This is a genomic window from Rhodococcus sp. Z13 (assembly GCF_025837095.1).
Lineage (GTDB): Bacteria > Actinomycetota > Actinomycetes > Mycobacteriales > Mycobacteriaceae > Rhodococcus > Rhodococcus sacchari.
In genome coordinates this window covers 1,636,899-1,650,603 of sequence record NZ_CP107551.1, presented here as the reverse complement: position 1 = coordinate 1,650,603, position 13,705 = coordinate 1,636,899, and the positions used below count along the sequence as shown (strand labels likewise).

Sequence of the window (13,705 nt, the reverse complement as noted above, 5' to 3'; positions counted from 1 at the left end):
CGGTGGCTCCCGATACCCTGGGCCGGTGCCGGATCTCCCCGAAGTCCCCGAGTTGCTACGAACCGCGGTTCACGCGCTGGGCGGCAGGGAACGACACAACCAGATGACGATGGCGTCCGCAGTGGCGCACAGCATCGACACCGGCGAGCACCTCGCGGTGCAGGCCGGTACGGGTACCGGCAAGTCGCTCGCCTATCTCGTGCCGAGCATCCGGTACGCGGTCGCGACCGGCCGCACCGTGGTGGTGTCCACCGCGACGATCGCGTTGCAGCGGCAGCTCGTCGAACGCGACCTCCCGCGCCTGGCCGACGCGCTGGCCGGGTCGCTGGGCCGGCGCCCCCGCTTCGCGATCCTCAAGGGCCGCGGCAACTATCTGTGCCTGAACAAGATCCACACCGGTCTCGCGGAGGAGCCGCCGGACACCGGACTGTTCGACGCGTTCGCGCTGTCGCGGATCGGCCGCGAGGTGCGTCGGGTGACGGAATGGTCGTCGACCACCGGGACGGGCGACCGCGACGATCTCTCCCCCGGCGTCTCCGATCAGGCCTGGCGGCAGGTGAGCGTCACCGCGCGCGAGTGCCTCGGCAAGGCGCGGTGCCCGGTGGGCGAGGACTGCTTCGCCGAGATCGCCCGCGCCGAGGCCGCGCAGGTCGACGTGGTGGTCACCAACCACGCGCTGCTCGCGATCGATGCGATCACCGGCATCTCGATCCTCCCCGAGCACGACGTCGTGGTCGTCGACGAGGCGCACGAACTCGTCGACCGGGTCACCGGGGTGGCGACGGCCGAGTTGTCGGGCAGCACGATCTCGGCGGCCGCGCGCCGCTGCGTCAAGCTCGTCGAGGACGAGGAGGTCGACCGGCTCGAGGGCGCCGCCGAGAACTGGGCGTCCTTTCTCGAGGAGCTTCCCCCGGGCCGCTGGGACGAGATGCCCGAGGGTGCCGCCGCGGCGCTCGCGGCGATCCGCGACGCGGCGTGGGCCGTGCACACCGCGATCGGTCCGGCCAAGCCGGGCACCGATCCGGAGGTGGCCGCGGCCCGCAGCCAGGCGCTCGCGGAGATCGACGACGTGCACGACTGCGCGGTGCGGGTGCTCACCACCTTCGAGCAGCGCGACCCGTCGTTGCGCCCCGACGTCGTGTGGCTGGCCGCCGACGAGTTCCGCGGGCACGTGCGGCGCACGGTGCGGGTGGCGCCGCTGTCGGTCGGGGGTCTGCTGCGCAGCCGCCTGTTCGGCGAGTCCACGGTAATCCTCACCTCGGCGACGCTGACGGTGGGTGGCTCGTTCGACGGGCTGGCCGTGAACTGGGGGCTGCCGCCGCAGTCCTCCGCGCGCAGCGACACCCGGTCCGCCTCCGGCAGCGAACCCCCGTCCGATCAGGGTGATCTCGCGTGGAACGGGCTCGACGTCGGGTCGCCGTTCGATCACCGCAAGTCCGGGATCCTGTACATCGCGAAGCATCTGACGCCGCCCGGGCGCGACGGTCTGCCGCCCTCCCATGTGGACGAGATCGCCGAGCTGATCACCGCCGCCGAGGGCCGCACGCTGGGACTGTTCTCGTCGATGCGGGCGGCGAAGGCCGCGACGGAGGCGCTGCGCGAACGGCTGGACACGCCGATCCTGTGTCAGGGCGACGACGCGACCGGTGCGCTGGTGGAGAAGTTCGCCGCCGACGAGGCGACGAGCCTGTTCGGCACCCTCACCTTGTGGCAGGGCGTCGACGTGCCGGGCCCGTCGCTGTCGCTGGTGATCATCGACCGCATCCCGTTCCCGCGTCCCGACGATCCGCTGCTCGTGGCGCGGCAGCGCGCCGTGGAGGCACGCGGCGGCAACGGGTTCATGGCGGTGGCCGCGAACCACGCGGCGTTGCTGCTCGCGCAGGGTGTGGGCCGGTTGCTGCGCAGCACCGACGACCGGGGTGTGGTGGCGGTGCTGGACTCGCGGCTCGCGACCGCCCGCTACGGCGGCTATCTGCGGGCGTCGCTGCCTCCCTTCTGGGAGACCACCGATCCGAAGGTGGTCCGCCGGGCGCTCGAGCGTCTGCGCGCCTGAGCCCCGGCGGAACCGCCGGCGTCGGAGCCGCTAGTGCGGCAGCGCCACCATGCCGAGTTCGGCGGGGGTGGCGAGCAGCTCGTGGCGCGGCAGCACCCGCACCGTGTACCCCACGGGTCCGGCGAGCGGCAGCGGGATCGTCGCCGTGAACTCCTCGCCGAGCGCGTCGGTGCCGGTGTGGTCCATCGGCACGGTGACGGGGTTGCTCAGCGTCTCGTCCGCGTCCACCCGCCCGACGACGGCCTGCACCTCGACGTCCTGCGGGGTCAGGTCGCCGAGCTGGACGTGGGCGGTCAGCCCGAGCGGCACGCCGATGCGCGGTACGTCCGGGATGGGCTCGGAGTCGACCTGCGCGACCCGCACGGCCGGCCACGCCGCCTCGATCCGGTGCCGGTACTCGGCGAGGGCCTTCGCGCCGGCGAAGCCGTCGGCGGTGACGGTCCGGGCGGAGCGGGCCGCCGGGATGTAGTAGTCGACGGCGTAGTCGCGCACCATCCGGGAGGCGAGCACCTTGGGACCGAGGTTCTCGAGGGTGTGCCGCACCATCTCGATCCAGCGGGTCGGCACGCCGTCCTCGTCGCGGTCGTAGAAGCGCGGCAGCACCGACCGTTCGAGCAGCTCGTACAGCGCGGCGGCCTCGAGGTCGTCGCGGCGGGTGTCGTCGACGCCGTCGGCGGTGGGGATGGCCCAGCCGTTCTCGCCGTCGAACATCTCGTCCCACCAACCGTCGCGGATGGACAGGTTCAGGCCGCCGTTGAGCGCCGACTTCATACCCGAGGTGCCGCACGCCTCGAGCGGCCGCAGCGGGTTGTTGAGCCACACGTCGCAACCCCAGTACAGATAACGGGCCATCGACATGTCGTAGTCGGGCAGGAAGACGATGCGGTGCCGCAGGTCGTAGCGGTCGGCGAACCGCACGACCTGCTGGATGAGCGCCTTGCCGCCGTCGTCGGCGGGGTGGCTCTTGCCGGCGACGACCAGCTGCAGCGGGCGTTCCTCGTCGAGCAGCAGCGCGCGCAGCCGCTCCGGGTCGCGGAGCATCAGGGTCAGGCGCTTGTAGGTGGGCACGCGCCGCGCGAAGCCGACGGTGAGCACGTTCGGGTCGAAAACCGATTCGATCCAGCCGAGTTCGGCGTCGGTGGCGCCGCGTTCGATCCACGATTCGCGCAACCGGCGGCGCACCTCGGCGACGAGCCGGGCACGCAGGGTGTTGCGGGTCGCCCACAGTTCCTTGGGGTCGACGGTCTGCAGCAGTTCCCAGCCGCGGGCCTCCTCGACCCGGTCGGGTCCGGCGAGGCGGTTGGCGAGGGCGATCCATTCACGGGCCGCCCAGGTGGGGGCGTGCACGCCGTTGGTGACCGAGCCGATGGGCACCTCGGCAGCGTCGAAGCCGGGCCACAGGCCCTGGAACATGCCGCGGCTGACCTCGCCGTGCAGCTTGGACACGCCGTTGCAGCGCTGGCCGAGCCGCAGCCCGAGGTGGGCCATGTTGAACACGCTCGGGTCGTCCTCCCGGCCCAGGGCCAGGATGCGGTCGACGGTCAGGCCCGGCAGCAGTGCCGACTCGTTCTCCCCGTTGGGGCCCGAGAAGTAGTGCCGCACCAGATCGATGGGGAACCGATCGATGCCCGCGGGCACCGGGGTGTGGGTGGTGAAGACCGTGCCGGCGCGGACGGCGGCGAGCGCCTCGTCGAAGTCGAGGCCGGCGCCGGTGACGAGTTCGCGGATGCGTTCGGCGCCGAGGAAGCCGGCGTGGCCCTCGTTCATGTGGAAGACGTCGGGGTCGGGCAGGCCGTGGATGCGGGTATAGGCGCGCACGGCCCGGACACCGCCGACACCGGCGAGGATCTCCTGCTTGATGCGGTGGTCCTGGTCGCCGCCGTAGAGCCGGTCGGTGACGCCGCGCAGTTCCTCGTCGTTGCTGAGGATGTCGGAGTCGAGCAGCAGCAGCGGCACCCGGCCGATCTGCGCGATCCAGATCCGCGCGACGAGGGTGCGTCCGCCGGGCATGGTGACCTGCACGAGCGCGGCGGTGCCGTCCTCCTCGGTGAGCAGCCGTAGCGGCAGGCCCAGCGGGTCGTAGGGCGGATAGTGCTCGAGCTGCCAGCCGTCGGCGCTGAGGGACTGCCGGAAGTAGCCCGAGCGGTAGAGCAGGCCGACACCGATGAGCGGCAGGCCCAGATCGGAGGCCGCCTTCAGGTGGTCGCCGGCGAGGATGCCGAGGCCACCCGAGTAGTTGGGCAGCACCTCGGAGACACCGAACTCCATGGAGAAGTAGGCGATTCCGGCGGGCAGGGTCTCGCCGCGCTCCTGCTGTTGCTGGTACCAGCGGGGCCGCGACAGGTAGTGCTCGAGGTCGGCGGCGGCGGCGTCGAGGCGGGCCAGGAAGTCGCCGTCCTGCGCGAGCGCGTCGAGGCGGGACGGGGGGACCTCACCGAGCAGGCGGACGGGGTCGCCGCCGGAGCGCTCCCACAGCTCGGGGTCGATCGACGCGAACAGGTCCTGGGTGGGTGGATGCCACGACCATCGCAGGTTCGCGGTCAGGGTTCCCAGCGCGGTCAACCGCTCGGGAAGGTGTGCTCGTACGGTGAACCGGCGCAATGCTTTCACGGGGTGCACACTACCCACCTGCGGCGCTTCGCGCGGCGCGCGCGGCACATCTCACGTGCCGAAACGCGCCACGGCCGGCTCGCCGACGGTCCCGGACACGAGAAGGCCCCGCGGCGTGCACACCGCGGGGCTTTTCCTCCCGATGGCCGACTCCGTCGGCCGCTGGATCAGAGGCCGCCGAGCAGAAGGTGAAGCAGATCCCCGACGATTCCGATCAGACCGGCAACCAGACCCATGTGTTCTCCCTTTCGGTTGAACCTCCGCGGAGGAGGTTTTCGTTGTCGTGCAGAAACGACACTAGAGAGACGCATGTTGCCCGCGGGTCAACCGAAGTGAACCCTGAGTTACGGATATTTTCGGGTTCGCAGCGGGGATTCCCCAGTGGTTCCGGTGCACGGCCCGCCCTACGCGACGGCCTCCACTACGGTGGGTCGTGACACGGTCGTCGTCCCGATCGGCCCAGGTCGTCCACCCCGACCCCACGAAACGGAGCAAGCGTGACAGGTCGCCTCGCCATCGACGACGTACGTCCCTCGATAGACGGAGGGCGCTATCCGACCAAGGCGGTCGTCGGGGAGGTCGTCCCCGTCTCCGCCGTCGTCTGGCGCGAGGGACACGACGCGGTCGCCGCGACCCTCGCCGTCCGCTCCCCCGCCGGCGATCCGGAACACGGCGGGAAGACGGTGCGGATCCCGATGGTGCCCGGCGACGAACCCGACGTCTTCCACGCCACCTTCTGCCCCACCACCTCCGGCACCTGGACGTACCGCATCGAGGCGTGGAGCGACCCGGTCTCGACGTGGCGGCACACGGTGACCGCGAAGGCCGAGGCCGGACAGGGCCCCGAGGAACTCGCCAACGACCTCGAGATCGGCGCCCGCATGTTCGAGAAGGCCGCGAAGGGCGTGCCCCGCGGCAACCGGCCCACCCTGCTGGCGGTCGCCGCGTCGCTGCGCTCGGAGCGTCCGCTGCCGGAGCGTCTCGCCCCCGCCTTCTCCCCCGACGTCACCGAGATCCTGCGCGCCGACCCGCTGCGCGAACTGATCACCCGCGGAAAGGGTCACACGGTGCTCGTGGACCGCCGCCGCGCGCTGTTCGGGTCGTGGTACGAGTTCTTCCCCCGCTCCACCGGCGGCTGGAACGAGGACGGCACCCCGCGGCACGGCACCTTCGCCACCGCCGCCCGCGAGCTGCCGCGCATCGCCGCGATGGGCTTCGACGTGGTGTACCTGCCCCCGATCCACCCGATCGGCAAGGTCAATCGCAAGGGCCGCAACAACACTCTCGTCGCCGAGCCCGGGGACGTGGGCTCGCCGTGGGCGATCGGTTCCGACGAGGGCGGACACGACGCGATCCATCCCGAGCTCGGCACGGAACAGGACTTCCGCGACTTCGTGGCCCGCGCCCGCGATCTCGACCTCGAGGTCGCCCTGGACCTGGCGTTGCAGTGCGCCCCCGACCATCCCTGGGCGCGGGAGCATCCGGAATGGTTCACGGTGCTGCCGGACGGCACGATCGCCTACGCGGAGAACCCTCCGAAGAAGTACCAGGACATCTATCCCATCAACTTCGACAACGATCCCGAGGGGATCTACGCCGAGGTGCTGCGGGTGGTGCGGCACTGGATCGGCACGGGCGTGAAGATCTTCCGCGTCGACAACCCGCACACCAAGCCGCCGAACTTCTGGGAGCGGCTCATCAACGAGGTCAAGCAGACCGACCCGGACGTGCTGTTCCTGTCGGAGGCGTTCACCCGGCCCGCGCGCATGTACGGGCTCGCGCGCCGCGGGTTCACGCAGTCCTACACGTACTTCACGTGGCGGGTCGCGAAGTGGGAGCTCACCGAGTTCGGCAACGAACTCGCGGCGAAGGCCGACGAGGCCCGCCCCAACCTGTTCGTCAACACCCCGGACATCCTGCACGAGACGTTGCAGCAGGGCGGTCCGGGCATGTTCGCGTTGCGGGCGGCGCTGGCGGCGACGATGGCGCCGAGCTGGGGTGTGTACTCCGGCTACGAGCTGTACGAGCACGTCCCGCTGCGACCGGGCAGCGAGGAGTACCTCGACTCGGAGAAGTACGAGCTGCGGCCGCGCCGCTTCGACGAGGCCCGCCGTCGCGGCGAGTCGCTGGAGCCGTGGCTGACCACCCTCAACCGCATCCGCCGCGCGCACCCGGCGCTGCAGCAGCTGCGCAACATCCACTTCCACCACGTCGACAACGACTCGCTCATCGCCTACTCGAAGTTCGACCCGACCACCGGCGACTGCGTGCTCACCGTGATCAATCTGAACCCGTTCGGGGCGGAGCAGGGCACGGTGTGGCTGGACATGCCGGCGATCGGGCACGACTGGCACGACCGGTTCCCCGTTTACGACGAGGTCAGCGGGGAACAGTACGACTGGGGTCAGGCCAACTACATCCGTCTGGAGCCGTGGCGGGCGGTCGCGCACATCCTGGTGCTGCCCCCGATCGGTATCCCCGCCCGCACCGAGCTCGCGTACAGGAGGCAGTCGTGACCGTGCCCCCGCAGTCGCCGCGCCCGCAACCGCCGCAGTCGCACCACGGGTCGTCGGCGCCGGGCACCGACGTTCCGCGGCGGCGCCACAGCCCGCGACCGGAGGATCTGGCCCTGCTCGCCGCCGGTGAGCACCACGACCCGCACTCGGTGCTCGGGGCGCACCCGCATCCGGAGGGCACGATCATCCGCGCGCTGAAACCGGGCGCCGAGAAGGTCGCCGCGCGCATCGGTGGGCACGACCATCCGCTCGAGCCGGTGGGCGGCGACGTGTTCAGCGCGCTGGTCCCGGTGTTCGACCCGGCGGACTACCGCCTGGTGGTGACCTACCCGTTCGACCACGTCGAGATCGTCGCCGACGGCTACCGGTTCATGCCGACCCTCGGCGAACTCGACCGGCACCTGATCCGGGAGGGCCGCCACGAGCGGCTGTGGGAGGTGCTCGGGGCACATCCGCGCACCTACGAGACCCCGGACGGCCCGGTGACCGGCACATCGTTCGCGGTGTGGGCGCCGGGAGCGCGCGGGGTCACGGTGATCGGCGACTTCGACGGCTGGGGCGGACGCACCGCCCCCATGCGGGTACTCGGGTCGAGCGGAGTGTGGGAGCTGTTCCTGCCCGGCGTCGAACCCGGCGCGCTGTACAAGTACCGGGTGCACGGGCGCGACGGGTCGGTGCGCGACAAGGCCGATCCGATGGCGTTCTCCACCGAGGTGCCACCGGCGACCGCGTCGAGGGTCTTCGAGAGCCGCTACACCTGGACCGACGACGAGTGGCTGGCCGCGCGCGCGAAGGCGCAGCCCTGGCAGGAACCGATGTCGGTGTACGAGGTGCACCTCGGTTCGTGGCGGCCCGGTCTGAACTATCTCGAACTGGCCGACGCACTCACCGAGTACGTGCTGGAGACGGGGTTCACCCACGTCGAGCTGCTGCCGGTCGCCGAGCATCCCTTCGGCGGGTCGTGGGGCTACCAGGTCACCTCCTACTACGCGCCCACGGCGCGGTTCGGGGATCCGGACGAGTTCCGGGCGTTCGTCGACCGTCTCCACCGCGCCGGGATCGGCGTGATCATGGACTGGGTGCCGGCCCACTTCCCGAAGGACGAGTGGGCGTTGGCCCGCTTCGACGGCAGCCCCCAGTACGAACATCCCGATCCGAAGCGCGGTGAGCAGCTCGACTGGGGCACCTACGTCTTCGACTACGGCCGCCCCGAGGTACGCAACTTCCTCGTCGCGAACGCCCTGTACTGGATCGAGGAGTTCCACATCGACGGGCTGCGGGTCGATGCCGTCGCGTCGATGCTGTATCTCGACTACTCGCGGCCCGACGGCGGCTGGACCCCGAACATCCACGGCGGCCGCGAGAACCTCGAGGCCGTGTCGTTCCTGCAGGAACTCAACGCCACCGTGCACAAGCACCATCCGGGCATCGTGACGGTCGCCGAGGAATCCACCTCGTGGCCGGGGGTCACCCGCTCGACCAACGTCGGCGGGCTCGGTTTCAGCATGAAGTGGAACATGGGGTGGATGCACGACAGCCTGAACTACCTGTCGCGCGATCCCGTGCACCGCACCTTCCACCACCACGAGATCACCTTTTCGCTCGTCTACGCGTGGAGCGAGAACTTCGTGCTGCCCATCAGCCACGACGAGGTGGTGCACGGCAAGGGCACGCTGTGGACGCGACTGCCGGGGGACGACCGCACCCGCGCGGCGGGCCTGCGGTCGATGCTCGCCTACATGTGGGCGCATCCGGGCAAGCAGCTGCTGTTCATGGGCCAGGAGTTCGGTCAGGTCGCCGAGTGGTCGGAGGAACGCGGGCTGGACTGGTGGCAGCTCGACGAGCCGCTGCATGCCGGCGTCCGCAGGCTGGTGTGCGATCTGAACCGTGTCTACCGGGCACATCCCGCCCTGTACACGCTCGACACCACGCCCGGCGGCTACTCGTGGATCGACGCGAACGACGCGCACAACAACGTGCTGAGCTTCCTGCGGTACGGCAGCGACGGCTCGGTGATCGCCTGCCTGCACAACTTTTCCGGCAGCACGTACGGCGACTATCGTGTCGGATTGCCCGAACCGGGCAGGTGGGAGGAGATCCTCAACACGGATGCCGCCGAGTACCACGGTAACGGGGTCGGCAACTTCGGGGCCGTCCAGGCGGACGAGCATTCGTGGCACGGACGTCCTGCCTCGGCTCGGGTGACCCTGCCTGCGCACGGAGCGATCTGGTTGTCGTTGCGGAGGTGACGCTGCCCGACGACAGGAGCACATCAGCATGGGACGGACGCACCGGTTCGGGCGACTGGTGGTGCCCGCACTGGCCTCGGTCCTGTTGGCAGGATGCGCGCAGAGCATCGCGGGCACGGCGGTGTCCATCTACGACAATCCGTTCGCGGTGGCCGGGCTCCCCGTCACATCGGGTCCGTCCGGACCGCGCAGCGGCGTCCCCGACGCCGAGGTGGTCATCGAGAACACCGACGGCGGCCCGGTCGACACCCTCGCCGGGAACGCCGTCGCCGACATCGAGGCCTTCTGGCGCGAGGAGTTCGGGTCGATCGCCCGCGGCACCTTCCGGCCCGTACAGACGATCGTGTCGTGGGATCCCTCGGAGCGGCGCGGACCGCGTTTCTGCGGGGAGCCGACCTACGACTTCATCAACGCCGCCTACTGCAGCGGACGCGACGAGATCGGCTGGGACCGCGCCTTCCTCATGCCGCAGCTGATCGACGACTTCGGGCCGATGTCCGCGGTGATGGTGCTCGCCCACGAGTACGGGCACGCCGTCCAGTACAACGCGGGGCTCGTCGCCGACGACGATCCCGGCATCGTCTTCGAGCAGCAGGCCGACTGCTTCGCCGGGGCGTTCATGCGGCACGTCGCCGAGGGCGGGGCCGAGCACTTCCAGCTCGACACCTCGGACGGGCTCAACAACGTCCTCGCGTCCATGGTGCTGTTCCGCGACAGCGATCCCACCGATCCGGATTCCGTCCACGGTTCGGCGTTCGAGCGGGTCACCGCGATGCAGATCGGCTTCACCGACGGTGTCGCGGCGTGCGCGCAGATCGATGCGGCCGAGATCGAGTCGCGCCGCGCCGACCTGCCGCAGTACATCGAGGGCGACGACGGCGAACTGCCGGTCACCGAGGAGTCGATCGAGGCGATCTTCGAGTCGTTCCACCAGGTCTTCGACCTGGACGCGCCGCCGGTCCTCGATCTGTCGGGCACCGACTCGGACTGCCCGGATGCCCGGGCCACCTCCCCCGTCTCGTACTGTCCGGCGACCAACACGGTCGGCGTGGACGTCGCGGAACTCGCCGAGCGCGGCACCGCCGCCTCCACCGGCATCGACGAGTTCGACGCCGGGGTGCGCGGCGACTACAGCGCCTACGTGCTCGTCGCCTCCCGGTACACCCTCGCGGTCCAGAAGGAGGCCGGTCAGACCCTGACCGAGCCGCGTACCGCCCTGCGCGCGGCGTGCCTGTCCGGGGCGATCAGCGCGGCGCTGAGCCCGACCGGTTCGGCGTCGTCGACCGTCGATCCGGAGAAGGTCCGGGTGTGGCTGTCCCCCGGCGACCTCGACGAGGCGGTGTCCGGTCTGCTCACCGACGGCCTGGCGGCCAGCGACGTCAACGGCAACACCGTGCCGAGCGGGTTCTCCCGGGTCGACGCGTTCCGCACCGGAGTCCTGGGCGGGGAGGCCGCCTGCAGCGGTCGCTACCGCTGATGCGACGCCGTCGGCCGCCTGTCCGGGGACAGACGGCCGACGAGTCCGACAGGGCTCAGTAGAGCGCCATCGCGAGCTTGCGACGGGACGCGACCACCACCGGGTCGGCCGCGTCGAACAGCTCGAACAGCTCGAGCAGGCGGGTGCGGGCGGCGGTGCGCTCGTCCCCGGCGCTGCGCCGGACGAACTCGATGAGCCGGCCGAAAGCGGCCTCGGGGTTCTGGGCGAGCAGTTCCGCGTCCGCGGCCACGAGCTGCGCCTCGAGGTCGGCCGGGGCGGCGTCGGCGCGGGCGACCGCGTCCTGCGGGGCCTTGCTCGCGCGGGCGAGGAAACGCACCTGACGCAGGGCCGCCTGCGCCTCGGTGTTGTTCGGCTCGGAGTTGAGGATCAGCTGGTAGGCGGCCTCAGCGCCTTCGAAGTCGTCGTTCTCGAGGGCCTGCTCGGCGGCCTCGAAACGCGGATCGGCGGGCTTTTCCTGCGGCTCGGCGCCGGGCGGGCCCGACAGCTTGCCGGCCACCGCGTTCTGGATGGCATCGAGCCACTGCCGCAAGGCAGGCTCGGGCTGGACGCCCTGGAAGTCGGCGAGCGGCTGACCCGCGGCGATCGCGACGACCGTGGGCACCGACTGGACACCGAAGGCCTGGGCGATGCGCGGATTCTGATCGACGTCGACCTTGGCGAGGACCCACGCGCCACCGGCCTCGTTCGCGAGCTTCTCGAGCACTGGCGAGAGCTGCTTGCACGGACCGCACCAGGTGGCCCACAGGTCGACGATGACGGGAACCTGCATCGAACGCTGCAGCACCTCGGCTTCGAAGGTGGCCTCGGTGACGTCCACGATCGGCGCGAGGGCGCCGGGTGCGGCACCGTCGGTGCCGGCCTGCGGCGGAGGCGGCGCCGTGGCCCTCTCCTTGAGCGGCGAGAGATCAACCGCGCCGGACATCGCCGCGGCGACTGCGGCGGAAGGTGCTGGACGGGAACCGGGTCGAGTCACGTTCTCCAGTTTGGCACGACCCCGCCGGGCGGTGTCGACCACTCGAACCCCCGGCGCGGCGGCACCGGTCAGACGGCGACGGTGGCGGCCTCACGGGTGTGGGCGGCGGACAGTTCCGCCAAGCGGCCGGTGCGGACGGCCCACCACTCGAAGACGAGGGTGCCGAAGGGCGGGACGCTCGACACGAGGGCGAGGAAGGTGGTCCACAGGTTCCACTTCAGCTGGAACGCGGTGATCAGGGAGATGACGACGAAGGGGATGAAGCCGGCGACGCCGTGCACCATTCCGGGGATCGCGATCGCTTCCTCGTGGCCGAGCACCCACTTGAAGAACATGGCGATCAGGAGGGCGAGCCAGGTCACGGCCTCCCATACGGCAACGAGCCGGAAACGCTTGGCGGGTGTGGACAGGTCGAGGATGCTCGTCATGCCCCCATTGTGCAGAAGGTTCTACGACAACCCGTAGTGCAGTGAGAGACATCACGGCCCCGGCGCATACACGCCGGGCCGTGATGTGCTCTCGGGATCGGGGAAGCCACCGCAGCGATCACGCCCGCGGGGCTACCGCCCCGGAGCTCAGGCCTTGGGCACGCGGACGATCAGTGCGTCGCCCTGACCACCGCCACCGCACAGCGCGGCCGCACCGACACCGCCACCGCGGCGCTGCAACTCGAGGGCCAGGTGCAGCACGATGCGCGCACCCGACATGCCGAGGGGGTGCCCCATCGCGATCGCGCCACCGTTGACGTTGACCTTGGCCGGGTCGATGCCCAGCTCGCGGGCCGAGACGATACCGACCGCGGCGAACGCCTCGTTGATCTCCACCAGATCCAGATCCTTCGGGTCGAGGCCCTCCCGCTCGCAGGCCTTGGCGATGGCCCGCGCCGGCTGCGACTGCAGCGTCGAGTCCGGGCCGGCGACGACACCGTGGCGGCCGATCTCGGCGATCCACGACAGACCCAGCTCCTCGGCCTTGGCCTTGCTCATCACCACCACCGCGGCGGCGCCGTCGGAGATCTGCGAGGCCGAACCGGCGGTGACGGTGCCGTCCTTGGAGAACGCCGGGCGCAGTGCGCCGAGGGACTCGACGGTGGTGTCCGGGCGCACACCCTCGTCGGCGGCGAAGACGATCGGATCGCCCTTGCGCTGCGGGATCGACACCGGCACGACCTCGTTGTCGAACAGGCCGTTCTTCCACGCCGCGGCGGCCTTCTGATGCGAGGCCGCGGCGAAGGCGTCCTGCTCTTCGCGCGAGACGAACTTCTCGCCCGCGTTCGCGGACTCGGTCAGATTGCCCATCGCCTGGTCGGTGAAGATGTCGTGCAGACCGTCGAAGGCCATGTGATCGTGCAGGGTCACATCGCCGTACTTGAAGCCGGCCCGGGACTTGGCGAGCAGGTGCGGCGCCTGGCTCATCGATTCCTGGCCACCGGCGACGACGATGTCGAACTCGCCGGCGCGGATCAGCTGGTCGGCCATGGCGATGGCGTTGATGCCCGACAGGCACACCTTGTTGATGGTCAGGGCCGGCACGTCCATCGGGATCCCCGCGGCCACGGCGGCCTGGCGGGCCGGGATCTGGCCGGCGCCGGCGGTGAGCACCTGCCCCATGATCACGTAGTCGACCTGCTCAGGGGCGACCCCGGCGCGTTCGAGGGCGCCTTTGATCGCGATGCCGCCGAGATCGGATCCGGAGAAATCCTTGAGCGAACCCTGCAGGCGCCCCATGGGCGTACGGGCTCCGGCGACGATGACAGAACTGCTCACGGAACTTCCTCCGGGAAATCGGGGTACTGGGGGATCGACC

At 70.6% G+C, this 13,705-nt stretch carries 8 protein-coding genes; 4 read left to right on the top strand and 4 right to left on the bottom strand.

The window, feature by feature from the left end; translation table 11 throughout:
* Nucleotides 1-25 precede the first annotated feature (25 nt).
* On the top strand, nucleotides 26-2,053 hold the full coding sequence (locus tag OED52_RS07520) for an ATP-dependent DNA helicase (RefSeq protein ID WP_264154026.1): 2,028 nt from the start codon (nucleotides 26-28) through the stop codon (nucleotides 2,051-2,053).
* Between the two features lie 30 nt (nucleotides 2,054-2,083).
* Here the strand turns inward: OED52_RS07520 and glgP are convergent, their stop codons facing one another.
* Nucleotides 2,084-4,663, bottom strand: coding sequence for an alpha-glucan family phosphorylase (gene glgP, locus OED52_RS07515; protein ID WP_264154025.1), 2,580 nt, complete (start codon nucleotides 4,661-4,663; stop codon nucleotides 2,084-2,086).
* Nucleotides 4,664-5,160: 497 nt separating this feature from the next.
* Here glgP and OED52_RS07510 point away from each other — a divergent pair, with 497 nt between their 5' ends.
* The 3 genes from OED52_RS07510 to OED52_RS07500 all read left to right on the top strand — a co-directional run bounded on the left by OED52_RS07510 (nucleotide 5,161) and on the right by OED52_RS07500 (nucleotide 10,905).
* Nucleotides 5,161-7,179, top strand: coding sequence for an alpha-1,4-glucan--maltose-1-phosphate maltosyltransferase (locus OED52_RS07510; protein WP_264154024.1), 2,019 nt, complete (start codon nucleotides 5,161-5,163; stop codon nucleotides 7,177-7,179).
* 107 nt (nucleotides 7,180-7,286) lie between these two features.
* Complete coding sequence (gene glgB / locus OED52_RS07505; protein WP_264154614.1) at nucleotides 7,287-9,428, top strand: 1,4-alpha-glucan branching protein GlgB; 2,142 nt, start codon at nucleotides 7,287-7,289, stop codon at nucleotides 9,426-9,428.
* A 28-nt stretch (nucleotides 9,429-9,456) separates the two neighbouring features.
* A complete protein-coding gene (locus OED52_RS07500) occupies nucleotides 9,457-10,905 on the top strand; it encodes a neutral zinc metallopeptidase (RefSeq protein ID WP_264154023.1) in 1,449 nt (482 codons plus the stop codon).
* Nucleotides 10,906-10,960: 55 nt separating this feature from the next.
* Here the strand turns inward: OED52_RS07500 and trxA are convergent, their stop codons facing one another.
* The 3 genes from trxA to OED52_RS07485 all read right to left on the bottom strand — a co-directional run bounded on the left by trxA (nucleotide 10,961) and on the right by OED52_RS07485 (nucleotide 13,665).
* Nucleotides 10,961-11,848 carry a thioredoxin gene (trxA, locus tag OED52_RS07495; RefSeq protein ID WP_264154613.1) on the bottom strand — a complete coding sequence of 296 codons (888 nt, stop codon included), beginning with the start codon at nucleotides 11,846-11,848 and terminating at the stop codon, nucleotides 10,961-10,963.
* Nucleotides 11,849-11,967: 119 nt separating this feature from the next.
* Complete coding sequence (locus tag OED52_RS07490) at nucleotides 11,968-12,327, bottom strand: DUF3817 domain-containing protein (protein ID WP_264154022.1); 360 nt, start codon at nucleotides 12,325-12,327, stop codon at nucleotides 11,968-11,970.
* A 147-nt stretch (nucleotides 12,328-12,474) separates the two neighbouring features.
* Nucleotides 12,475-13,665 (bottom strand): acetyl-CoA C-acetyltransferase, encoded by a 1,191-nt coding sequence (locus OED52_RS07485; protein WP_264154021.1) that lies wholly within the window; start codon nucleotides 13,663-13,665, stop codon nucleotides 12,475-12,477.
* Nucleotides 13,666-13,705: the final 40 nt, after the last annotated feature.